Source organism: Streptococcus sp. 4886, from assembly GCF_013276485.1.
In the GTDB taxonomy this organism is placed as follows: domain Bacteria; phylum Bacillota; class Bacilli; order Lactobacillales; family Streptococcaceae; genus Streptococcus.
In genome coordinates this window covers 18314-42017 of the sequence record NZ_VMLD01000026.1, presented here as the reverse complement: position 1 = coordinate 42017, position 23704 = coordinate 18314, and the positions used below count along the sequence as shown (strand labels likewise).

Genomic DNA, 23704 nt, shown 5'->3' with positions numbered 1-23704 from the left:
CTGACAGATTTATTGTTTTTTTCATTGTTCAGTACTACAACCTTAGTTGTAGTGCCCTGCACATTGGTTCGTCTTGTTCAGTTTTCAAAGGTCTTTGTCGCTCACTTCTCTCAAGCGACAACTATATTAGTATATCACAGCTGCTTTCGCTTGTCAACACTTTTTTGAAACTTTTTTAATCTTTTTTTCATCAAGTGTTTCAACCGCAACATACCATAGTCCGTACGGGATTCGAACCCGTGTTACCGCCGTGAAAAGGCGGTGTCTTAACCCCTTGACCAACGGACCAGAGTTGTTATTTTCAACTCTTACTATTATACAGGCTTTTTAAACTTTGTCAACACCTTTTTTAAACTTTTTTTATTTTTTTGCATGAATTCCTAATGAGTACGGATGTCAAACTCTTTAAACACAATGCGTAAGTCCTTTAGCACTCTTTGACGCCCTCGGAAGCGTTCATCTCTTAAGACGCGTTCTAGTTCTTCTTGTTTCTCTTTACTTTGTTTGTTTCTATAATCTCTTAGTGTTTCATGAAAGAGATAATAATCATCTAGCCACAGACCGCCCTCACTTATACGATGACTTATATCACCCACTTCTTCATAAAGTTCTTTATTATATCTTCGTTTGTAGCTTTCTTGTTTACGGATATAGTCTAAAATTCGATTTCGAAACTTGGTTTTGAAATATTTCCTTAAACGTGGAATATCGTCTACTAGTCCTTCTTCTCTACTAATCAATTCATGTAAGCAAATCATACCCTCTTGGTTCCAATCCGATAGCTCCCACAAATGAAGGTAATATTCATTTCTACACTTGTATACAATTCCTTGGACTTCTTCATACATTTTTTTAAGCATAATCTTCCCCTTTCTAGATACAGTCTAACAGATTCAGAAACACTTTTGGCACATTTCATCCATTCTGCACCCTTTAGCTCCTCAACTGCACAAAAAGAGAGGTCTTGCCTCTCTTTGGGTCATAATTCTGCGATTTGGTTTAGGTTTACTTCTGCAACTGTGTCATTCCCAAACATAGAGATAATCATTTTTACTTTGTTATTATCAATTTCTGTAATCTTACCAGTGTAGTCTGCAAAAGCACCATCAATAATACGTACAGTTTGACCAACCTCAACATCGAAATCAAATTCTTGAACAGTTTGTCCCATAGATATCAAAATGTCACGAATTTCTTGTTCCAATAATGGAGTTGGTTTTGATCTGTTCCCGTGTGATCCGACAAATCCTGTAACATTTGGTGTGTTTCGAACAACAAACCAAGCTTCATCTGTCATGACCATTTCTACAAGAACATAACCTGGAAAGCGATTTTCTTCTACTTCTTTTCTCTTTCCATTTTTTTCAACTTGCACTGTTTGTGTTGGAATTTCAACACGTAGAATATTATCCAACATATTGTAGGTTTGTGCACGTTGTAATAGATTTTCTTTTACCTTATTTTCATAACCAGAATAAGTTTGTAAAACAAACCATCCTTTATCAAAACTATCCATGATATTTCCTTTCATAAATAGAAGATTTCTAGTGTAAATAACTCCACTAGCCTTCTAAAAAATGTTAATAAATCGAATCAAACCTGAAACAATCAACTGGTCAAAAATGTAAATAATTACTACAAAGAAAGCTGTGTATTCCATGATAGAACGAAAATCTCTCCAGCTTTCCTTGCGAGTTGGCCATGTTGTGTCTTTAAGAAGTCTAAAAATATCTCCAATAAAACGCATCGCTCTCTCCTATCTCGTTTCTCTGTGTGTAGTGTACTTACCACAATGCTTACAAAATTTATTTACTTCTAGTCGTGTAGGCTTGGGGTTTCCACTAATCTTGATTGAATAGTTTCTCGAACCACAAACCGCACAAGCTAGGCTTGCTTTTTTTAGTGCCATAACACCTCCATCCTATCTATTATAACAAGAAAGCTAGGCTTTGACAAGCATCTTAGCGAAATAGATTGACTACCGAATCCCATATTGTTTGAGCCTTTTCCTTAATCTTAGCATCCGAGATAGCCCGACTAGCCTCATCTACTAGACTTTGCGCACGTCCTCGAATATCAGACAAATTATCATCTGTCTGGCTATTATCATTGGTTTGTACTTGTCTTTTTGTGTTAGCTGGTGCAATTCCATTTTTCTTATATGCATTTTCAACTGTAAAGGTACTTCCTGGGGTATAAGGTAAAATGGTATTTGCAATATTTCTGAAGACATGGGCTGCACCGTTTGAAGTAGATCCTGCTAGATAGTGATTTTCATCAGTGGTCGGAAAACCAAGCCAGTGACTAATCACCACATCCGGAGTATAACCAATTACCCACTGGTCACTTGTGTATTCTGGATTAAAAACTGCTTCGGTTGTACCAGTTTTCCCTGCCATGACATAATCTGCAGGCGATGAACTAATACCAGTACCGTTGGTGAAAGTCCCCAACATCATACTGGTCATCTTATCAGCTACAGACTTATCAATCACCCGTTTTTGTGAATTTTTATGGCTCGCAATAACCTGACCACTAGCATTTTCAATTCTACTAATAAAATGAGCTTCCGGCATTAAACCTTCATTGGCAAAAACAGCATATGCTTGAGCCATTTGAAGTGGGTTGGTTTCGACACCACTTCCCAAGGCAATACCAAGAACACGGTCGACCTTTTCCATGTTGAGTCCAAATTTTTCGCCCGCCTCAAAAGCCTTATCAAGGCCCAAATCATTAACAGTGGCAACAGCAGGTAGATTAAGCGATTCTGCCAAGGCTTGATACATGGGAACTTCTCGACTCGTTTTGATCCCTGCATAGTTATCAACCTTATAGCTGTCATACTGCATGGTATGGTTATCCAAGAGCTTATTCAAAGCCCAGCCTGCTTCAACTGCTGGCGTATAAACAACTAAAGGCTTAATTGTAGAACCAGGGCTACGTTTCGATTGGGTTGCATAGTTGAAATTCCGGAATCCCGTTTTATCATTGCCAGCAACTTGACCGACAACTCCACGAACTCCCCCTGTTTTCGGTTCGAGAGCGACACTTCCTGATTGAGCAAATGTTCCATCCTCTGCCCTCGGAAATAGCACTGTATTTTCATAGACAACCTGCATATTTGCTTGGTAGTTTTGATCCAGCTCTGTGTAAATGCGGTAGCCATTATTGACAATTTCTTCCTCTGTTAGATTATACTTGGAAACAGCTTCATTAACCACCGCATCAAAGTAAGAAGGATAGCGGTAATCTGAGATTTTCCCTTCATACTTATCGTGCAATTGCAAAGTCATATCAACTTCTGCAGCTTCGGTTTCTTGGTTTTTATCAATATATCCTGCTGCAACCATATTTTGTAAGACAGTGTCGCGACGATTAGTCGAATCTTCTACAGAATTCAAAGGATTATACAATTCCGGTCCTTTGAGCATCCCTGCCAGAGTCGCAGCTTGATCCAGACTCACCTCTGATGAAGAAACTCCAAAGTATTTCTTACTCGCATCTTCTACACCCCACACACCATTTCCAAAATAGGCATTGTTAAGGTACATGGTTAGAATTTGATCCTTACTATATTTTTTTGTTAATTCTAAGGCCAGGAAAAATTCTTTCGCTTTTCTCTCAACAGTCTGATCCTGTGATAGATAGGCGTTTTTAGCCAGCTGTTGGGTAATAGTAGAACCACCACCTGAACGACCAGCAGTGACAATCGCCAAGAAGAAGCGACCATAGTTAATCCCGTCGTTTTTATAGAAAGAACGGTCTTCTGTCGCAATAACAGCATTCTGCAAGTTTTTACTGATATCAGTCAATTCAACATAAGTTCCTTTTTGACCAGACAAGGCACCAGCCTCTTTTTCTTCACGGTCAAAAATGATAGTCCGAGTTTTCAAGGCGTTTTGCAAATCGTTAACATTGGTTGACTTAGCTACAGCAAACAAATAGGTTCCAACTAGCAAGCCTGCACTCAAACCTAGTATAAGGACAATCTTTGTTAGATGATAACGACGCCAGAATTTTCGAATTGGACCCACTTGGGCCAATTTTTTTCTATCACTGCGAGAACGACGTAAGCTAGTAGAATCAGAATCTTCTAGTTCACTTGTTTCTTTTTTAAAAAGAGAAAGAAATTTCTCGAATAATTTATCTAATTTCATGCGTTTATTTTATCATCTTCATCATAGGAAGACAAGAATTTAGCTATTTCCTATCCAAATAGGGCTTTTTTTGTTACAATATCTGTATGAAATTCACATTTACATTACCAGACTCTCTACCTCAAATGACGGTTAAGCAATTACTGGAGGAACAACTCCTCATCCCTAGAAAAATCCGTCATTTTTTGAGAATCAAGAAACACATTTTGATAAATCAAGAAGAAGTTCGCTGGAACGAGGTGGTGAATCCTGGAGATATTTGCCAGTTAACTTTTGACGAGGAAGATTATCCCGAAAAAGAAATTCCTTGGGGCAACCCAAACCTCATTCAGGAAGTTTATCAAGATCAACACTTAGTTATTGTAAACAAACCAGAGGGGATGAAAACGCATGGTAATCAGCCAAGCGAAATCGCCCTTCTTAACCATGTCAGTGCCTATGTTGGCCAAACCTGCTATGTCGTTCATCGTCTGGACATGGAAACCAGTGGTTTGGTTCTCTTTGCCAAAAATCCTTTTATCCTGCCTATTCTCAATCGCTTACTGGAGAAAAAAGAGATTTCTAGGGAATACTGGGCACTAGTTGATGGAAATATCAGCAGCAAAGAGCTTGTTTTCAGGGACAAAATCGGACGTGATCGCCATGACCGCAGAAAACGAGTAGTTGATACAAAAAATGGGCAATATGCTGAAACAAATGTAAGCAGATTAAAGCAATTCCCAAACAAAACTTCCTTGGTTCGTTGCAAACTAAAGACCGGGCGAACCCATCAGATTCGTGTGCACCTTTCGCATCATAACTTCCCTATTTTAGGCGACCCTCTCTATAATAGTAAAGGAAAATCAAATCGACTTATGCTTCATGCCTTTCGACTTTCCTTTACCCATCCACTTACATTAGAAAAATTAAGCTTCACTGCCCTTTCAGATACTTTCGAAAGAGAAATAAAAAAGAATGGATGATTGTGTCATCCATTTTTAAATATTTAAAAAGCAAGACCAGAGGCCTTGCTTTTCTATCGACTCAAGAATTATTTAGCGATTTTTGCGAAGTATTCAAGAGTACGAACAAGTTGTGCAGTGTATGACATTTCGTTGTCGTACCATGATACAACTTTAACCAATTGTTTACCGTCAACGTCAAGAACTTTAGTTTGAGTTGCGTCAAACAATGAACCGTAAGACATACCTAGGATATCTGAAGATACGATTGGATCTTCAGTGTATCCGTATGATTCGTTTGAAGCTGCTTTCATAGCTGCGTTCACTTCGTCAACAGTAACGTTCTTTTCAAGAACTGCTACCAACTCAGTTACAGAACCTGCTGGAACAGGAACACGTTGAGCAGCTCCGTCCAATTTACCGTTCAATTCTGGGATTACAAGACCGATAGCTTTTGCAGCACCAGTTGAGTTAGGAACAATGTTTACAGCACCAGCGCGAGCACGGCGAAGGTCACCACCACGGTGTGGTCCGTCAAGGATCATTTGGTCACCAGTGTAAGCGTGGATAGTAGTCATCAATCCTTCTACAACACCAAAGTTATCTTGAAGAGCTTTAGCCATAGGAGCCAAGCAGTTTGTAGTACATGAAGCACCTGAGATAACTGTTTCAGTACCGTCAAGAACGTCGTGGTTAGTGTTGAATACAACTGTTTTAACGTCGTTTCCACCAGGAGCAGTGATAACAACTTTTTTAGCTCCACCAGCGTGCAAGTGTTTTTCAGCAGCTGCTTTCTTAGCAAAGAAACCAGTAGCTTCAAGAACGATTTCTACACCGTCGTTAGCCCAGTCGATTTGTTCTGGATCACGTTCAGCAGAAACTTTGATGAATTTACCGTTAACTTCAAATCCGCCTTCTTTAACTTCAACAGTACCGTCGAAACGACCTTGAGTTGTGTCGTATTTCAACAAGTGTGCAAGCATGACTGGATCTGTAAGGTCGTTGATACGAGTAACTTCAACACCTTCTACGTTTTGGATACGACGGAAAGCAAGACGACCGATACGTCCGAAACCGTTAATACCAACTTTAACTACCATTAGTGATTTCCTCCTTATGAAAATCATGAAATTTTTATTGTGAAAAGAGTAACTTGAATCACTACAAATCACCTTTCAACAAACCTATTATATAACTATTTGAGTTGAATTGCAAGTACGGGCATTGTTTTTCTATGTTAGTTTCTTTTTTAAACTGTAAATCAAGGAATCCCTTACTATTCATATCGTAGCGATTCTACAGGATCCATTTTACTAATTTTACGCGCTGGGAAGTAGGCTGAGACATAACCAAGTAATAGAGCGAAAACTAGAGTTCCTAAAACAGATAAAAGATTTAATTCAAAAACCTTAGTGATGGATGGGTAAAAGTGACTTACAATCGCATTCGCCAAACTTCCCACCCCTTGTGCAACCAAAAATGCCAGCAGCAAGGCGATTCCTACAATCCAGATAGCCTCGTAAATAAAAATTCCTTTGACATCACGATTCTGATAACCAACTGCCTTCATGACACCTATTTCCTTAGAACGTTGCATGATATTGATGTAAATGATGATACCAATCATGACCGCTGCTACTACAATAGCTTGTGATGAAAGTACAATCAACAATCCCTGAATGACACGAATAAAAGTAATCACAATATCAAGAACCTTCTGTTGAGAAAGAACAGTATACTTCTTGTTTTTCTGCAATTCTTCTGTTATCGCTTTTGTTTGTGATGGATCTTTGAGTTCCAAGATAAAATAAGATACAGCTTTTGTAAATCCAGCCTCTTTCAAAATCGTTTCCATTTGATGAGACGGCATGAAACTGTTGCTGTCCTCCAAGTCATCTTCATCATTGATTACACGTACAATCTTTGTTTGAAATTGAGCAGTCTTGCTAGCTTCAGCATCATTTTCTACAATGCTGGCTGAGACTGATTTGCCAATAATATCACTAGCTGTCAGATTGTTTCCTGTCTGTTCATTCCAATTTTTTAGTAAACTGCTTGGAATCGTCAATCCCTGTTCATTTGAATCAGTATAGAGGGAACCGGCTAATACTTTGTCCACTTCATTACTACTAACAGAGATACTTGTATCCTCATAGAGACTCACCACTTGAGCATAAGAAGGCATCGTTTGACTCAGATCCATTTCTTGACCATCTATAGTAATATTTGACATGATCATCCCAAAAGGACTCTCCAAATATTTAATAGTTTCTTTGCCAACTGTATCCGTGATATAGTTCTTATCATCTTGGTTCAAAAAGCCTCGTCCAACATTTTTTGTGTTTAAAGCAATCTGAACTTGTGAAGGGATTTGACCTCCATTCGTATTTTCATCAATCATCGAAATCAAAGCATTTCCCAAGCCAAAAGAAATTAAGACTCCTACAAAACCGATTGAGGTTGCTATCGCAATCAATAGGTTACGCCACTTTCTTTCCAGAAAGTTATTTAAAGAAAGTTTGAATTTATTTTTCAATGATAATCCTTTATTTTTTGACTTCTTCAACGACTTCACCATCCTTCATTTTGATAATCACATCTGCATATTCAGCAACCTCTGGATTATGGGTTACAATCAATACTGTTTTCCCTGTTTGGGCTAATTTTTTAAACACTTCCAATACCATTTCTTGGGATTGAGAATCCAGCGAACCCGTTGGCTCATCGGCTACAATCATATCTGGTTGATTTACCAAGGCACGCGCGATTGCTACACGTTGCTTTTGCCCGCCAGAAAGCTGTTTAACATTTTTAGCCATAAAAGGCTCCATGCCCAAGTTACTTAATTGCTCCTTTGCAATCATTGTCATCTCCCTGTCAGATAAATCTTTGACATAGAGAGGTAGCTTGACATTGTCCAAGACAGACTGATGAGGAATAAGGTTAAAGTTTTGAAACACAAATCCAATCTTGTTTTTACGAAATTGAGTTAGTTCAATCTCTGATAAGTCACGGAGGGATTCCCCTTTAAATTCTAAAACTCCTTCATATTGTCTATCTAGACCACTGATGATGTTTAGTAGACTGGTTTTGCCACAGCCTGACGGACCATAAATCGCTGTAATTTTACCTTTTGCAATCTGCAGGTTTATATTTCTTAGAGCCTGCTCTTGATGTTTACCGTCCAAAGTGTAAAACTTTGAAATATTTTTAATGGATAAAATGGACATTCTTTCCCCCTTATTTAAAACTGTTATCGTCATACATCATAATTATAGAAAAGCCTTCAAGCGACATCAGCACTGATTGCCACTATGAACCTACTGCTTAGAATTTTTTCTCTATTGCCTAGTTTGCTTCTGGATGTATATCAAGTAATACTCTTCGAAAATCTCTTCAAACCACGTCAACGTCGCCTTGCCGTACTCAAGTACAGCCTGCGGCTAGTTTCCTAATTTGCTCTTTGATTTTCATTGAGTATAAAATTCATTGTAACAAAAAAGCGACATTTCCCCAATGACAGAAATGTCACTCCTATAAATCATTTAATAATACCTTTCTAAGTCTTCGCTCCATTCCTTATCTAAACTAACGAGTAACTTCTCATTACCAAACATCCTCGCCATCATTTTTGCTTCTTCATACTTTTGTTTGGCTGTATCATAATCGGTATGAATATAATATTTCCACTCCACCATCAAGACAATCGGTTGCTTTTGGAAATCTCGTGTTTTTTGCCCTATTTTATTTAAGGTCTCGACTGCCCTCTTAAAATAATGAAGCAACCCCATAATCTCTATACAAGTTAAAGAAGCTAACAAGGAGTCTCTAAGTAAGTCCAAACAATCGAACTCTATCTTATCAACCTGAGAACTTAATTTGTCATGAAAATAAAGAATTGTTTCATGCTCAGACTTTTTTATCTCACCCTCGTTTAAACCATCCATTAACTGACAAAGAAAATACAGTCTCAGTTTCAACAAGTCCTCGGCTTTATATACATCTCTGGATAGTAAATCTTGAAGACCGTCTTCAATCACACCACTTCCGTATAAGGAATTACTAGTCGCTCTCACTGCATCTATAGCTTGAAGACAATCCACTAGCACTTTCTCATCACGGGGCAGGTCATCATAAAAACACTCAAAAATCTCATCAAAATATTCTTCCTTTTGTTCCTGCAACTCCTCGTCTCCATAGTCAGGATGATGTAAAAGAAAGTACTTTAATTCTTGGTAACGCTTGGGTAATTCCTTATAATCTGGCATCAAGACGTAGGACGGAATTTCTAATCGTTCTGCAATATATTCTAGTGTTTTTATCGTCGGGCGAAATTCTCCTTTTTCAATCCGCACCAACTGACGCACTGATAATTCAGACTCATCCCCGCAAAAAACTGGACGACTAAGTCCTTTCTCCTCTCTTAAAAGTCGCACTTTATCCCCTAACTCATTTATCTTGTTCATTTGCCCCTCGCATGATTATTAAAGATTTGATTTTCAAATAAATATATGCGATGATTATACCATTTTTCAAATAGAATTACAAAAAAAGAGACAGGATTTCTCCCGCCTCTAGGCTGATAACAATTATTTACGGCGTCCTGGTCTTTCTTTGTAGCCATAGTAAGAATCTTCGATGATTTCTTGCATATGGTCAACCATTGGAAGACGTGGGTTAGCTGGCGAACATTGATCTTCATAAGCAAGGAAGGCCAATTCACGAGAATGTTCTTTCCATTCTTTTTCATCAATTCCTTGTGCTTTGAAGTTCATTTGGATACCTACGCGCTCACCAAGTTCGTAAACAGCTTTTGCATAAGATTCCACACCTTCTTCTGGAGTAGAAGCTGGAAGGCCAAGCATGCGTGCGATATCTTGGTATTTTTCATCTGCACGGTAGTAGTTATACTTAGGCCATGTTGCTGTCTTAGCTGGACGTGTACCGTTATAGCGGATGACGTATGGAAGCAAGATTGCATTTGTACGACCGTGGATTGTGTGGAATTGCGCACCAATCTTATGGGCCATTGAGTGAGAAATACCTAGGAAGGCATTGGCAAAGGCCATACCAGCGATTGTTGAAGCGTTATGCATTTTCTCGCGTGAATGGAAGTCTGCATTCTTAACTGAGCTTTCAAGGTTTTCAAATACAAGCTTGATGGCTTGAAGTGCAAGACCGTCAGTGTAGTCGCTAGCCATTTGTGATACATAAGCTTCAGTCGCGTGAGTCAATACGTCCATACCAGTGTCCGCAGCAACAAATCCAGGCACTGTCAATACCAAAGCAGGGTCTACAATTGCCACAGTTGGTGTCAATGAGTAGTCCGCGATTGGGTATTTACGGTTGTTTGCTTTATCAGAGATAACGGCAAATGGTGTTACTTCAGATCCTGTACCAGATGTAGTTGGGATTGCGATGAATTTAGTCTTCTTACCAAGCAATGGGAACTTGAAGGCACGTTTACGGATATCCATGAATTTTTGAACAAGGTCACGGAAGTCCACTTCTGGTTGTTCGTAGAAGAGCCACATTACTTTAGCAGCATCCATTGGAGATCCACCACCGAGAGCGATGATTGTATCTGGTTTGAAGGCACGCATAATCTCAGTACCACGGTTTACAGTTGTGATATCTGGATCTGGTTCTACATCAGCAAAGATTTGGTAAACAACCTTATTGCGACGAAGGTCAAGTTGTTCGATGATACGATCAAGGAAACCAAGCTCTACCATGGCATGGTCAGTAACGATCATGACACGTTCAACGTCACGACATTTTTGAAGGTATTGAATTGAATCACGTTCAAAGTATGTTTTTGAAGGAAGTTTCATCCATTGCATGTTATTTCTCCGTCTTCCGACTTTTTTGATATTCAAGAGGTTAATGGCACTAACGTTATCCCCAACTGAGTTGCGTCCGTAAGAACCACATCCGAGTGTCAATGATGGCAAGAAGGCATTGTAAACGTCCCCGATACCACCGAAAGTAGAAGGTGAGTTACAGATAACACGAATAGCTTTAACAGCTTTACCAAATTCTTTAGTTAATTCCTCGTCAGCTGTGTGGATAGCTGCTGAGTGTCCAAGACCGTTAAATTCAACCATTTGACGAGCTTTGGTAATACCATCTTCACGGCTTTCAGATTTCAAAACTGCGATAACTGGTGACAATTTTTCACGAGTCAATGGCTCATTTTCACCAACTTCTTTACATTCTGCAGCAAGAATGTTTGTTCCTTCTGGAACTGTAAATCCTGCTTGTTCTGCAATCCAAGTTGCTGGTTTACCAACGATGTCAGCGTTCAATTTCGCACCAGCACAGTTTTTGCTGTTTGCTTTCACGCCGAAGCAGAACTCTTCAAGAAGAGCCTTTTCTTTCTTGTTTACAAAGTAAGTGTGATAAGATTTGAACTCTGCTACAAATTCATCGTAAATTTCTTTATCAATGATAACCGCTTGCTCTGAGGCACAGACCATACCGTTATCAAATGATTTAGACATGACGATATCGTGTGCAGCTTGGCGGATGTTAGCTGATTTTTCAACATAAGCTGGAACGTTACCGGCACCTACCCCAAGAGCTGGTTTACCACATGAGTAAGCCGCCTTAACCATGGCATTACCACCAGTTGCAAGGATTGTCGCAACACCTTCGTGGTTCATAAGAGCACTAGTTGCTTCCATAGATGGTTCAGTGATCCACTGTACGCAGTTTTCAGGAGCTCCTGCTTTAATCGCAGCATCACGAACGATTTGAGCTGCGTGAGCTGATGATTCTTGTGCTGATGGGTGGAAGGCAAAGACGATTGGGTTACGTGTCTTCAATGAAATCAATGATTTGAAGATTGCTGTTGATGTTGGGTTTGTTGTAGGAGTGATACCACAAACAACACCAACTGGTTCAGCGATAAGAGTCAAACCTGTTACATCGTCTTCTTCAATAACACCAACTGTTTTAGTGTGGCGCATGTTGTTTACTACGTGTTCACAAGCAAACAAGTTCTTCGTTGCTTTATCTTCAAATACACCACGTCCTGTTTCTTCAAAGGCATGTAAAGCCAATTCTCCGTGGGCATCCAAAGCTGCCACTGACGCTTTAGCTACGATGTAGTCAACCTGTTCTTGGTCGAGTTTACGCATTTCCTCAAGAGCAACTAGAGCTTTTTGAACCAACTCATCTACGTGTTTTTCAGCAGCGAGTTTCTTTTCCTCTGGTGTCACAGTTTTTTTATCAGCCATATTTTCCTCCATAGCTTTCAAGGATTTAATCCTTTGTTAATTTTTTCACAAGTTTATTATAACGCATTATTTCAACTTTGTAAACAGTTTCATAAACATTTCACAAAGAATTTTTAGCACCTTGTGAAATGTTTGTTATTTTCTTTTCTTAGCAAGCTTTTTCTTTAAAGTTTGTGAAGTTTATTTCAAATATTTTTTATTTCACAAACTTGCTTGGAAGAGGGACTTGGAAAGATAGGGATTTACAGGTAAGCGCTTACCTGAACATTCTAACAATACCTCCTTTGATAAGGAGGCTTTATTTTTGTTGAAAAACGCCTTGTTTAAAAGTCCCTTCATAAACGACTTCTTGTTCTGTTGTTAGTTTTCCTTTTCCTTCAGCCTGACCATTTACAAAATCACCTTCGTAGGTCCAGCCTTCTTTGGATTGAAAGGTGCCTTTTCCGTTGAAGGCTCCATTGTTGAAACCACCTGTATATTGGTCTCCATTTTGGAAGGTAATGGTACCTTGCCCATTCATTTTACCACGGACAAGACTGCCATCGTAAACAATCGTTCCATTATCAAGCTTTAGAACACCTTTTCCGGGAATATTTAGAAAAAAGACGAGTACAGCACAGAAAACAATGGTAACTACTGCCAAAAGCTCTAAACGTGGACGAGTCAGATAGACACGATACTTTTCGTAAAAATTCTTAAGATTTTCCACCTTCACTCTCCTTTTCTAAACGTTTTAACCAAGCTTGACAACCCTCCTGAACACGCTGATAGGTTTCCTCAAAATCTCCTGTATACCAAGGATCTGGAACACTTTCAGATGCAAATGAGTAAATCTTATCTTGACAGTCTACTGGACACATCTGACGTAAGTCAGAAACATTTGAAGCATCCATGCCGATAATATAATCAAAGGCTTCAAAATCTTCCTTACTAATCTGAAGCGATGTTTTGGCTTTGTTATAAGGAATCTCATACTCTTGAAAAATCCCTTGAGTTCCCTTATGAATCGGATTGCCATGTTCCCAAGAAGAAGTCGCTCGACTTTGGATTTCATAATTATCTGTCATTGATTTCATCACAAACTCGGCCATAGGGCTGCGGCAAATATTTCCTAGACAGACAAAGACTAATTTTTTCATCCCATTTCCTTTCTTTTATAGAAAAACGGGAGTTCGTAATCCCGTCTTATTTTTCAATTGCACCTTCGAGTGAAGCTGTTTCTTTAAGTGGTAATACGGTCTTGATAGCAGCTAGTTCAAAAGTCAAGTAAACTCCATCTACATCAAGAACAATTGTTTTCTTCTCCGTATCTACTTCATCGACTGTTCCATAAAGTCCACCGATTGTAATCACTTCATAGCCTTTTTGTAGTTTATTCAAGCTTTCCATACGTTTTTGTGCTTGTTTCTTTTGAGAGCGTTGCGTAAAGAACATCAAACCTACCATAAGGGCTAGCATGATTAAAAATGTATAATTTGGATTCATTGTCTTCTCCTTTGTCTTTTACATAGGACTACTATATCAAATTTCAGCTACTTTTACAAGATTGTACCTTGCTTTTCTAGTAAGAAAAACCAGAGCTTGCACCCTGATTTTTAGAATTATTTCAAGTTTTGAACGACTTTTACTAGATTTTCTACAGTAAATCCATATTCTGCCAATACTTTTGGTGCTGGGGCAGAGGCTCCGAAGGTATCAATACCGAGAACGGCGCCATCAAGACCAACGTATTTGTACCAGTTTTGAGTTGCACCCATCTCGACTGCAACACGACGGCGAACTGCATCTGGAAGAATTTCTTCCTTGTATGCTGCATCTTGTTTATCAAAGACATCTGTAGATGGCATGCTGACTACGCGGACTTTTTCGCCTTGACTAGCCAATTCTTTGGCAGCTGAGACAGCAAGATTGACCTCTGAGCCTGTCGCAATCAAGATTGTATCAAAGTCTGCTGCATTTTCATAGACAACATAGGCACCTTTTGCAACTTTGTCGAAGTCTGTTCCCTCTTCAACAGTCAAATTTTGACGTGTCAATACAAGGGCAGTTGGTGTTTTCTCACTTGTCACTGCAAGGTACCAAGCTGCTTGCGTTTCACGCGCATCTGCTGGACGGAAAACATTTAGATTTGGCATGGCACGAAGACCTGCTAAATGCTCAACTGGTTCGTGCGTTGGGCCGTCTTCCCCAACCGCGATTGAATCGTGGGTAAAGACATAAGTCACAGGAAGTCCTTGTAAGGCTGACAAGCGAACAGCTGCCTTCACATAGTCAGAGAAGACGAAGAAAGTTCCACCGTATACACGAAGTCCACCATGAAGAGCCATCCCGTTCAAAATTGTTCCCATTGCAAATTCACGAACACCAAACTGAATGTTACGGTTCAAGCGATTGGCATCGTCTTGAAGTCCGTCAGTCTTGATATAAGTCATGTTTGAGTGAGCTAGGTCAGCTGATCCACCTAGGAAGGTTGGTAACTTAGCTGCCACAACGTTCAAAGCATCCTGACTCGAGTTACGAGTTGCTTGAGAGAAGCCATTTTCTAAGGATGGGAAGTCTGCTGGAGTCACTTCAACTGGATCGCGCCCTTCGATAATTGCTTCCACTTCTGCAGCCAATTCTGGATGCGCTTCTTTGTAATCTGCGACTAGTTTTGCCCATGCTTCATAAGCTGATGCACCACGGTCTGCAACATGTTCTTTGAAATCAGCATATACTTGTTCTGGGATTTCAAACGGCTCGTAGTCCCAACCGAGAGCTTGACGAGTAGCTGCAGTTTCATCTGCTCCAAGAGGAGCACCGTGTACGGCATTAGTTCCTTGTTTGTTTGGAGAACCGTATCCAATAACAGTCTTCACTTCAATCAAAGATGGTTTGCCTGAAGCTTTAGCTGTTTCGATAGCAGCATGGATTGCTTCCAAGTCTGTTCCATCTTCAACCAAGGCAGTATGCCAACCGTAGGCATTGTAACGGTCACGAACACTTTCTGTAAAGGAATCTTTTGTCTCACCATCCAAGTTGATGTCATTTGAATCATAAAGAACAACCAACTTGTCTAGTTTTTGCAAGCCTGCGTATGAAGCCGCCTCGCTTGAGACACCTTCCATCAAGTCTCCGTCTCCACAGATAACATAAGTATAGTGGTCAAAGATATTGTAGCCTTCACGATTATATTTGGCTGCCAAGAAACGTTCTGCTTGGGCAAAACCAGTGGCAGTTGAAATCCCTTGCCCTAGAGGACCTGTGGTAGCATCAATCCCTGCTGTATGGCCAAATTCTGGGTGACCAGGTGTTTTTGAACCCCATTGACGGAAGCTCTTGATCTCATCCATACTAACATCTTCAAAACCAGAAAGGTGAAGAAGAGCATAAAGAAGCATTGAACCATGACCAGCTGAAAGAATAAAGCGGTCGCGGTTAATCCAGTTTGGTTGAGCTGGATTGATACGAAGTTGTTTTGTAAAGAGGCTGTAAGCCATCGGAGCCGCTCCCATAACCACACCTGGGTGACCTGAGTTGGCTTTGTTGATAGCGTCAATACCTAGGAAACGAATTGCATTAACAGATAGATTTGACATAGAATTTCCTTTCTATTTGAGGTGATTATTGAATCACACATTCTATCTTACTATTATATGAAAAAATACATAGAATAGCAATTAAACAATTCGACGCTAGATAAGTCTCCTATTTTCTACTCTCTGGTCGCCTGATAATAGAGAAGCAAGCGTTCATAAGCTTCTTCTAATTTTTCTAAAATCACTTCTAATGATTGATTTTCTATAAAAGAAACATCTGCCTTAACTAAAACTTTTCGGATTTCCTGATTGGATAGTTTATTTCTTAAAATTTGACGATTTTCTTCGTTCGCCTCCCACCGTTGACTTTGGCCATCAGAGTAGGCTAGATAATAAATTCCTTTAACGGTTGGAATGTCTAAAACCTTGGCTTGTTTCTCCAAAGTTTGCTCATCCTTCTTACGTTCGATAAAACTAACTTCAAATGACACTCCAAAATCAGAAGAGCTTCCATACAAACGAAGAGCCAACATAGGCTCTGTCACTTGTCCGTCTCTCTGTAGATAAACCCAAAAATGTGGTCGCAAACGCTGCGCTTGGTTCATCCACTGGCTAGTCTGTTGAAGTTGCCATTCTGGATGGCTTGCTTGAAAGGCTTTAGCCAGTTCTGTAAAAGCCTTTCGTGCCTCTTGACCTTTGTGGCGCAATGCCAGCATCTTCTCTCGCTCTGCTCCCGCTTTATCAGGATTACGGTACTGGATCCCTGCAAAGTCTAAATAATCTCTTATCTTATTCAACATCCGTTTCATCTCCTCTAGCTAGCAAAAAATCAGGTCAAGCCTGATTTTACTTATTCTGTATCTACAACGACATAGCGATTTGGCTCGTCACCTTCAGAGTAACTGGTCACGCCATCCATACGTGAAATAATACGGTGGATAATCTTGCGTTCACTATTTGACATAGGATCTGTTTGATGACTACGTCCTTCTTCTAAAACACGAGTCGCCAATTTTTGAGCATAGGTCTGCAAGACTTCTGCACGGTGTTCAACATAATCATTGACATTGATTGTAATGTAGAAGGTTCTTGAATAGCGGTTATAAAGATAATTTTGAGCCAATAGTTGCAAGGCTTTCAAGACTTTACCGTGGTAGCCGATAATACGACCTGGTTCGTTAGTGTCAATTTGCAAATTGATACTACGACGGTTATAATCATTTGAAAGCGTGGCTTCAACATCCATGTCATCCACAATCGCTTGAACATAGGCAGTCACATCCGTAGCCACCTGGGCAATATCAAAGCTCGGCTCAACTTTCAAGCCCATCTCTGTCAAGTCTTGATTTTCAGTTTGGTCTTGCTCAGTTTCAAGGTCATCAGCGCCCGCTTCTTCCCTCATCGCTTCCTCGATTTGAAGTTCATTTAAAATCTCAATGTGACCAGTTTCTTCTAAGATAGTGCTGGCATGTCTTTCATGTTTTAAGATTTCGGCCTTGACTTCATCAGAAATACCTTGACCTTCCTCTTCAATCTTTTTAATTGCTTCTACAACATGACCCAAGTCAACAGTTGCTTCACTGACTGTTTTAACAGGCTCATTCAAATCATTGATTTGTTTTGGAACTCCCTTTACAGCTTGTTGGTTTGCTTTTACAACAGTCGTTTCACTAATCGCTTCAATATCCACTTGGGCTGGTTTTTTACCAAATAAACCAAGAAAGCCTTTTTTCTCACGAGAAATGACTTTAATATGTGCCTTCTTCCTTGGAATATCTAATTCTTTTAATCCTTTTTGAATTGCTTCTTCAACAGTTGAACCTGTAAATACTACCATTACCAGATTCCTCCTTATTATTTCGTTTTCTGAGCCTTTTTCTTGGCTTTTCTTTTTCTATTTTCCAAATCTTTTTGTGCCTGAACTACCGCCTCTCGCTCTGCGATAATCTTGAATGGATTATTCAAGAAATAGGTTTGCAAGACTTGGTAAGCATTGGACACTGTCCAGTAGAGGGCGACTCCACCTGGTGCATAAACTGCAAAGATAAAAATCAAGACTGGAATCCCATACATCATCGCAGTCGTAGCCCCATTACGCTCAGACAAGGCTTTGTTGGACAACCAAGTACTTAAAAAGGTGAATACTGCTGCTAAAATCGGAAGAACAAGGGTTGTATCTACACCACCAAGGTTAATCCATAAGAAATGACCTGTCTTCAAAAAGTCAACTCTTGATAGAGCTTGGAACAAGGCTAAAATAACCGGCATCTGAATCAAAATCGGCCAAAGAGAATCTGACTGTCTGACACCCATTTCTTTAAAGACTTTACGCATTTCCTGCTCTAGCTTGGTTCTGCTTTCCATATCTCGACCTGGATATTGTTCTCGAAGCGCCTTAATGCGTGGCTGAGCTTCCTGCATTTTCCTAGAAGCCACCATTTGCACTTGGAAGACTGGCAAGAGCACTGTACGAATCAAGACCGTAAAGAGAATAATCCCCACTCCGATACTGATATCAAACGATAAAAAGCGAATGATTTCCGCAAAGGAGTAAACAAATTTACTCCAAAAATCAGCCGAATCGGCTGTAATATCACTAGTTGCCCCATTAGTCGCACAGGCTGTCATGATTAACAGAGACAGTCCTAGCAAACTAGTCAACTTTAGTTTCTTTTTCACTCCCATTTCCTTCCCGGTAAATCTTTGATAATTTTAATACATGGAGTAGATTTTTCTCCATCTCTGCGTATTCCAAGGTTTCAACCCCTTTTCGAGCAATGACAACAAAGTCTACATCTTCTACCAGACTCCCTTTTGCATTCTGGATAATATGTCTAATTCGTCGCTTGATTTGATTTCTAGTGACGGCATTCCCCAGCTTTTTGCTAACTGATAGACCTACTCGAAAATGGTTTTTCTGGTTTTCTAATTGGTAGACAACAAATTTGCGATTAGCAAAACTTGTCCCTTCCTTGAAAATTGCCTTAAAATCTTTCTCTCTTTTTACACGAAAGTTTTTCTTCAAAACTCAACTCCATCTATTAAATTACTACTATTATACCATATTTTTCAAAAAAGCCAATCATAGCAAGGTTTTGGACAATTTCATCAGAAAAAGGAGCCGGAAAATCTCTTTCCCAACTCCTTGTACGGAATATTTTTCTGATTTTAGTTATTTTTTCAAGCGTTCAACATCACGGGCAATGACCAATTCTTCATCTGTTGGAATAACCAATACACGGATCTTCGCTGCATCTGTTGAGATGTCTCCTGTCACACCAAAGACATTCTTTTCTGGATCAACATCACAGCCAAACCAAGAGATACCTGAGATAACATCTTCACGTACATTTGCAGCATTTTCTCCTACACCCGCTGTAAAGATAATAGCATCTGCTCCGTTTAGGACTGCGAGGTATTGACCGATATGTTTTTGGATACGGTCAACATACATTTCATAAGCCAAGCTAGCATCATGATCTCCTGCTTCTTTCGCAGCAATCACATCACGCATATCACTAGAATTAGCAGAAACTCCCAAAAGACCTGATTCACGATTAAGGACGCGACTAATGTCTTCAGGCGTGTTAAAATCCTCTGTATATTGCATTAAATAAGGAATGATAGCTGGGTCAATATCTCCTGTACGAGTACCCATCATCACACCACCAAGTGGAGTGAAGCCCATTGAAGTATCGACAGATTGACCATCCTTAACAGCTGTAATAGAAGCACCATTACCGATGTGGCAAGTAATCAATTTCAAGTCCTCTAATGGACGGCCCAAGAGTTTTGCTGCTTCTCCTGCTACAAACTGGTGACTTGTACCGTGGGCACCATATTTACGCACCTTGTTTTCTGTGTAATATTTTGTTGGTAGAGGGTAGCGATAAGCTTTCTCTGGCATACTTGTGTGGAAGGAAGTATCAAAAACAACTACACTCGTAATGTCTGGCAACAATTCCTTGAAGGCACGAACACCTGCCGCATTGGCTGGATTGTGAAGAGGAGCCAACAAGCTCAACTCTTCAACTTTTTCTAAAACATCTCCTTCAACGACTGTTGATTCTTTGAAATATTCTCCACCTGCAACAACACGGTGACCAACACCTGTAATCTCGTCATAAGCCTTGATAATATCGAAACGAATCAAGTCATCCAATAAGATTTTAACAGCTTGTGTGTGATTTTCGATATCCAAAATTTGTTGTTCAGAACGGCCATCAAATTTTACAGTTGAAATTGAATCTTTCAAACCGATACGTTCAATCAAACCTTTCGCCAATACTTTTTCTTCTGGCATTAAGTATAATTGCCATTTCAAACTTGAACTTCCTGCATTGATTGCGATTGTTTTTGTCATTATCAATTACCTCTTTTAAGCGTTTTCAACTATTATAACAAAATCTATTTTATATTTCAGTACCTTGAGTCCATTTTTGAAAATTTTCTTTAAATTTCATTAAAACACTTGCATCTTGCAAGCTAGCAAGTGGATAAACAAAAGGCTCTACTGCTATTTCATTTTTCTTCTGTAAGATAAAAATAGTCTTAGATTGGTTGGCATTAGCAAAGAGATTTTCAGGCAGACTGATGATAGCAACCAGACTTGCCTCCTCTTTCAACCAGCCTTTCAACAAATCACTTTGAGGGCTGGTCAACAAATCACTCGGAGCGAGAAAAATAGCATATCCATCTGACTTGAGGTACTTAAGCCCTTGTTCCATGAGCAAGTGATGGGCGTAAGTATGTTCTTGACTAGAAGCAACTTGATGGCGCGACGCAACGGCATCATCAGGATAATAGCCAACAGGCAAGTCGCTGATGACCACATCACTTTCTTTGAGCATTTGTGGACGAACGGCATCTCCTTGGACAAAGCCAGCCTGCAAACCAATTACATCTGCCATGCTTGCTGCCAAATCAATCAGCAAATCATCCACTTCCATTCCCAAGTAATCCACCTTTTTATCAAGCGAGGTCAAGAAAGTAGCGCCCAGAATTCCCATGCCAGAACCCATTTCGAGGATAGTGATTTCTTCCTCTTTAAACAACTCTTCCACAATAAACACCAAAAGTAAAGCCATAGCATCTGGTGTAAACTGGTGATTTGCCTGCAAGGGTTCTGTTTGCCCAGCCTTCATCAAGAGAAATTGGTAGGTCTTGAGCCATTCTTCTTTGCGAAGCGCTAAACGCTTAAGAGCTTGATTGTTCCCTTTGACCTGCTCTAGCTCAGTTTCACCGTCCAGATAGATGCTATTTTGCTCCACCAAGGCGTCATAAAAGTTGGTCGCCAAATCACTTTGAATGACTTGGACATTCTCTAGTAAATACGTATAAGCTTGTTCAATTTTTTCAAAATCCATATTCCTATCTTATCAAATTTCCCTTCTTTTTTCCATCCTTATAGAAAAATCACTCCCTGACTAGGCGAGTGATTTTTGGGCTACTGTAAAAAAGAGTTCTGAATAATTTCCTTGAAACAGGTCTTCAGCGCTATAGAGGATCTGACTATGCACAGATGAAAAACCATGCTCAATTAGCCTGTTTTCCAGTTCAGCTAAATCAAATCCATGATGGTTAGCTTCTGTCTTGATAAAATCAGCAACGAGGAGTTGTCCATCTTCCTTCAAATGTTGATGAAACAGTGAGAGAGCCGCATCCAAATCAGGCATATGATGAAGAACCCGACAAACAACAATGAGGTCAAATTGCTGCTCCAAGGGATTTTTCAATAAATCTTGCTCCAAAAACTGGATATTCTTGATGTCTTGTCGCTCCGCTTTCAAACGAGCTTGCTCCAGCATTTTCTCTGAAATATCCACCAATGTTACAGACTTTGCTTGTTTGGCCAGAGGCAAGGCTAATAGCCCCGTCCCTCCACCGAAATCCAAAATTTCTTTGTCTGATAGAAGATCAATCTGTTTCTCGACTGCTTGACAAACCAAGTTTGCAAGAAAGATATTTTTAGGGGAATCGAAAGTTTCTGCTTTGTGGTTAAAATCATGTTTCATATTTTTAGTTTAGCACAAAGTAGCTTGATTAGCTAGGAATTCTCTTTCTTTTCAGGCTTCTCTTCTGATTTTTTCTTCTCCGCTTTTTCGCTTGAATCGGTCGCTACCTCTTCCTTTTTATCCTTTTTCTCTTCTTTGATTTTGACTGAAGGAAAGATGAATTCATATTGTCTCTTAGGCGTACGAACCCTTGTCACCAAGTTTGTTTTCTTGTTTTGATAGCTTACCTGACCCAGATTAAAGACCTGTTCCCCGCTTTCTTGCTCGGCTTTATCCTTGGTTCGTTTAGCCATGGCAAAAGCAATCAGTTTTTCTTTATTCAAAGCATAGTCTTGATAGTGGGCGACTTGTCGGTTCAAGTAAAATTGTAACAAAAGACTAAAAATGGCTGCCATGCTGACTGCATAGAGGAGAACACCTGCCTTAACTTTTTTCTTTTTCCACACGATAGATGAACTCCCTTTCTAAGCCTTTTTGGAATTGAAAACGAAAGCGCACCAGTTGATTGTCCTCTGTAATCTGCGCAGATTTGAGACCATAAACCATAGGCTGATAACCCCGTCCACTGGCATCGGTTTTCCGAAAATCGTCTGACTTTGACTTACCGATGGCGATGTCCTTGCCATCCTGCTTCATATAAATGCGATTGTCTTCCACTTTTTCAAACTGCGAACGGTCTAATTCTGCCTCCAGCTGGTCCACAAACAAGAGCCACTCTTTTTGTTCGCTTTGTTGCTGGTAGCGGACTTCTGAAATGAGGAGCTGACTCATGGCTCGAAAGAGGAGTAAGCTTCCACTGATGACAATGAGGGCAATCAGGGATTCTAATAAGGTAAAAGCCTTAACCTTATGGCTCTCTGATAGCCAACAACTGTTCTGAACCATGATAAACCTCCAATCCCTTTTCGCTAGAAAACACCTGAATCTCAACTCCATTTATGTTTACCTGATTTTGACCTGTCTGCAAGGCCATCTTAGCGACACGCACAACTTCTTCCTTTTGCAAGATTTTTGCTTCCTCTTGCCTATTTTTCTGAATTTGTCCCAAAAGGAGGGTCGCAATGCTGGCAAAGATAGCTAGAGCGACCACTGCTTCCAGTAAAATCACTGCCCTAATTTTTTGTTTCCTTAATGCGTTTAATTTTTCCATTTCCTAGATATAATTGATAGCGAATCGCTCCTTTACTGGTCTGAAATTCAACCTTAGCCAGGGACGAATTGCCCCCAGCTCGGTCAAATGTGATACTTTGTCCCGATGGTGCCTGAATTCCTTTAGGAACTGTCAACTTTTGACTGCCATTACTGATTGTCTGCCCATCTAAGTTTAGACTAGTCTTTTGCTGACTAGCTACACTGCGTTTTTGGGTTTCCCGATAGAGTTCTTCAAACTCCATAAAGAAAATCTGCTCCTCTACCGCTGCAAAAGTGGACTGAACAGAGCCTGACAAGCCCAAGGCTACGATACTCACAAGTCCCAAAACCAAGAGACTTTCCAGCATGGTAAAGGCCTTAATCTGCAACGGTTTGACTGGTATTTTGTTTAGCATGGTATTCTTTATAAGCTTTAGCCTGTTCTTCTGTGATTCGCCCATCTGCTTGTAACTTGCTTAGGCTAGCATCTTCATTTTTATCCAAGCTATAAAGCTCTGCCTGGCTTTCCACCACCTTAACAACAGCAGCTTTTCCTTTGTCGTTGACTGCTTCTTTTTGTTTGGTCAGATTAGGTACAAAGAGCAAGAGAAGCACGCTGATGATGAGCAAGACCACCAACATTTCCACAAGTGTGAAAGCCTTCACTTTCACTTTTTTCAAGAATGTCATCATTTTTTTCAT

At 39.9% G+C, this 23704-nt stretch carries 27 protein-coding genes and 1 tRNA gene; 1 reads left to right on the top strand and 27 read right to left on the bottom strand.

The window, feature by feature from the left end:
- Positions 1–216: 216 nt before the first annotated feature.
- The 6 genes from HT679_RS10285 to pbp2a all read right to left on the bottom strand — a co-directional run bounded on the left by HT679_RS10285 (position 217) and on the right by pbp2a (position 4157).
- Positions 217–288: transfer RNA gene (locus HT679_RS10285), tRNA-Glu, on the bottom strand.
- A gap of 92 nt (positions 289–380) precedes the next feature.
- On the bottom strand, positions 381–860 hold the full coding sequence (locus HT679_RS10280; protein WP_112445386.1) for a sigma-70 family RNA polymerase sigma factor: 480 nt from the start codon (positions 858–860) through the stop codon (positions 381–383).
- Positions 861–979: 119 nt separating this feature from the next.
- On the bottom strand, positions 980–1516 hold the full coding sequence (nusG, locus tag HT679_RS10275) for a transcription termination/antitermination protein NusG (RefSeq protein WP_000376734.1): 537 nt from the start codon (positions 1514–1516) through the stop codon (positions 980–982).
- 54 nt (positions 1517–1570) lie between these two features.
- Positions 1571–1747, bottom strand: coding sequence for a preprotein translocase subunit SecE (secE, locus tag HT679_RS10270; protein ID WP_001210991.1), 177 nt, complete (start codon positions 1745–1747; stop codon positions 1571–1573).
- Positions 1748–1756: 9 nt separating this feature from the next.
- Positions 1757–1909 carry a 50S ribosomal protein L33 gene (rpmG, locus tag HT679_RS10265; protein ID WP_001809375.1) on the bottom strand — a complete coding sequence of 51 codons (153 nt, stop codon included), beginning with the start codon at positions 1907–1909 and terminating at the stop codon, positions 1757–1759.
- Between the two features lie 52 nt (positions 1910–1961).
- Positions 1962–4157 (bottom strand): penicillin-binding protein PBP2A, encoded by a 2196-nt coding sequence (gene pbp2a, locus HT679_RS10260; RefSeq protein ID WP_173214476.1) that lies wholly within the window; start codon positions 4155–4157, stop codon positions 1962–1964.
- Positions 4158–4243: 86 nt separating this feature from the next.
- On the opposite strand from pbp2a, the gene HT679_RS10255 reads away from it, so the two are divergent.
- Positions 4244–5119 carry an RluA family pseudouridine synthase gene (locus tag HT679_RS10255; RefSeq protein ID WP_345890111.1) on the top strand — a complete coding sequence of 292 codons (876 nt, stop codon included), beginning with the start codon at positions 4244–4246 and terminating at the stop codon, positions 5117–5119.
- A 68-nt stretch (positions 5120–5187) separates the two neighbouring features.
- On the opposite strand, the gene gap is transcribed toward HT679_RS10255, so the two are convergent.
- From gap to comGC, 21 genes are all read right to left on the bottom strand, one after another.
- A complete protein-coding gene (gap, locus tag HT679_RS10250; RefSeq protein ID WP_000260662.1) occupies positions 5188–6198 on the bottom strand; it encodes a type I glyceraldehyde-3-phosphate dehydrogenase in 1011 nt (336 codons plus the stop codon).
- A gap of 176 nt (positions 6199–6374) precedes the next feature.
- Entirely contained in the window at positions 6375–7676 is a 1302-nt protein-coding gene (locus HT679_RS10245) for an ABC transporter permease (protein ID WP_173214475.1), read from the bottom strand.
- Positions 7645–8328, bottom strand: a complete 684-nt coding sequence (locus HT679_RS10240; protein ID WP_138701941.1) for an ABC transporter ATP-binding protein — start codon at positions 8326–8328, stop codon at positions 7645–7647. Before HT679_RS10240 ends, HT679_RS10245 begins: the two co-directional genes overlap by 32 nt.
- A gap of 315 nt (positions 8329–8643) precedes the next feature.
- Positions 8644–9564 carry an XRE family transcriptional regulator gene (locus HT679_RS10235; RefSeq protein ID WP_173214474.1) on the bottom strand — a complete coding sequence of 307 codons (921 nt, stop codon included), beginning with the start codon at positions 9562–9564 and terminating at the stop codon, positions 8644–8646.
- Positions 9565–9687: 123 nt separating this feature from the next.
- Complete coding sequence (gene adhE, locus HT679_RS10230; protein ID WP_173214473.1) at positions 9688–12339, bottom strand: bifunctional acetaldehyde-CoA/alcohol dehydrogenase; 2652 nt, start codon at positions 12337–12339, stop codon at positions 9688–9690.
- A 298-nt stretch (positions 12340–12637) separates the two neighbouring features.
- Entirely contained in the window at positions 12638–13048 is a 411-nt protein-coding gene (locus HT679_RS10225; RefSeq protein ID WP_020902388.1) for an MORN repeat-containing protein, read from the bottom strand.
- Positions 13035–13478, bottom strand: coding sequence for a low molecular weight protein-tyrosine-phosphatase (locus HT679_RS10220; protein ID WP_112445379.1), 444 nt, complete (start codon positions 13476–13478; stop codon positions 13035–13037). The genes HT679_RS10225 and HT679_RS10220 overlap by 14 nt, the downstream gene beginning before the upstream one ends.
- A gap of 46 nt (positions 13479–13524) precedes the next feature.
- A complete protein-coding gene (yajC, locus tag HT679_RS10215) occupies positions 13525–13824 on the bottom strand; it encodes a preprotein translocase subunit YajC (RefSeq protein WP_050223346.1) in 300 nt (99 codons plus the stop codon).
- A gap of 116 nt (positions 13825–13940) precedes the next feature.
- Positions 13941–15917, bottom strand: coding sequence for a transketolase (gene tkt / locus HT679_RS10210; protein WP_173214472.1), 1977 nt, complete (start codon positions 15915–15917; stop codon positions 13941–13943).
- Positions 15918–16033: 116 nt separating this feature from the next.
- The gene (locus HT679_RS10205) at positions 16034–16657 is read right to left on the bottom strand and encodes a ribonuclease P (RefSeq protein WP_173214471.1); all 624 of its coding nucleotides are present in this window, start codon (positions 16655–16657) and stop codon (positions 16034–16036) included.
- Positions 16658–16707: 50 nt separating this feature from the next.
- Positions 16708–17694 carry an RNA-binding cell elongation regulator Jag/EloR gene (jag, locus tag HT679_RS10200; RefSeq protein ID WP_050243354.1) on the bottom strand — a complete coding sequence of 329 codons (987 nt, stop codon included), beginning with the start codon at positions 17692–17694 and terminating at the stop codon, positions 16708–16710.
- Positions 17695–17711: 17 nt separating this feature from the next.
- The gene (locus HT679_RS10195) at positions 17712–18536 is read right to left on the bottom strand and encodes a membrane protein insertase YidC (RefSeq protein WP_262081173.1); all 825 of its coding nucleotides are present in this window, start codon (positions 18534–18536) and stop codon (positions 17712–17714) included.
- The gene (rnpA, locus tag HT679_RS10190) at positions 18511–18882 is read right to left on the bottom strand and encodes a ribonuclease P protein component (RefSeq protein ID WP_112445373.1); all 372 of its coding nucleotides are present in this window, start codon (positions 18880–18882) and stop codon (positions 18511–18513) included. The genes HT679_RS10195 and rnpA overlap by 26 nt, the downstream gene beginning before the upstream one ends.
- Before the next feature lie 147 nt (positions 18883–19029).
- Positions 19030–20220 carry an acetate kinase gene (locus HT679_RS10185; RefSeq protein ID WP_173214458.1) on the bottom strand — a complete coding sequence of 397 codons (1191 nt, stop codon included), beginning with the start codon at positions 20218–20220 and terminating at the stop codon, positions 19030–19032.
- Between the two features lie 49 nt (positions 20221–20269).
- Positions 20270–21223, bottom strand: a complete 954-nt coding sequence (locus HT679_RS10180) for a class I SAM-dependent methyltransferase (RefSeq protein WP_112445369.1) — start codon at positions 21221–21223, stop codon at positions 20270–20272.
- A gap of 60 nt (positions 21224–21283) precedes the next feature.
- Positions 21284–21871: a class I SAM-dependent methyltransferase gene (locus tag HT679_RS10175; protein WP_164226417.1), complete on the bottom strand. Its 588-nt coding sequence runs from the start codon at positions 21869–21871 to the stop codon at positions 21284–21286.
- Between the two features lie 32 nt (positions 21872–21903).
- Positions 21904–22317: a competence type IV pilus minor pilin ComGG gene (comGG, locus tag HT679_RS10170; protein WP_112445367.1), complete on the bottom strand. Its 414-nt coding sequence runs from the start codon at positions 22315–22317 to the stop codon at positions 21904–21906.
- Positions 22295–22756 (bottom strand): competence type IV pilus minor pilin ComGF, encoded by a 462-nt coding sequence (gene comGF, locus HT679_RS10165; RefSeq protein ID WP_112445365.1) that lies wholly within the window; start codon positions 22754–22756, stop codon positions 22295–22297. The genes comGG and comGF overlap by 23 nt, the downstream gene beginning before the upstream one ends.
- The gene (gene comGE / locus HT679_RS10160; protein ID WP_191994109.1) at positions 22719–23021 is read right to left on the bottom strand and encodes a competence type IV pilus minor pilin ComGE; all 303 of its coding nucleotides are present in this window, start codon (positions 23019–23021) and stop codon (positions 22719–22721) included. Before comGE ends, comGF begins: the two co-directional genes overlap by 38 nt.
- A complete protein-coding gene (gene comGD / locus HT679_RS10155) occupies positions 22984–23418 on the bottom strand; it encodes a competence type IV pilus minor pilin ComGD (protein ID WP_173214457.1) in 435 nt (144 codons plus the stop codon). Before comGD ends, comGE begins: the two co-directional genes overlap by 38 nt.
- The gene (gene comGC, locus HT679_RS10150) at positions 23381–23704 is read right to left on the bottom strand and encodes a comG operon protein ComGC (RefSeq protein ID WP_112445359.1); all 324 of its coding nucleotides are present in this window, start codon (positions 23702–23704) and stop codon (positions 23381–23383) included. The genes comGD and comGC overlap by 38 nt, the downstream gene beginning before the upstream one ends.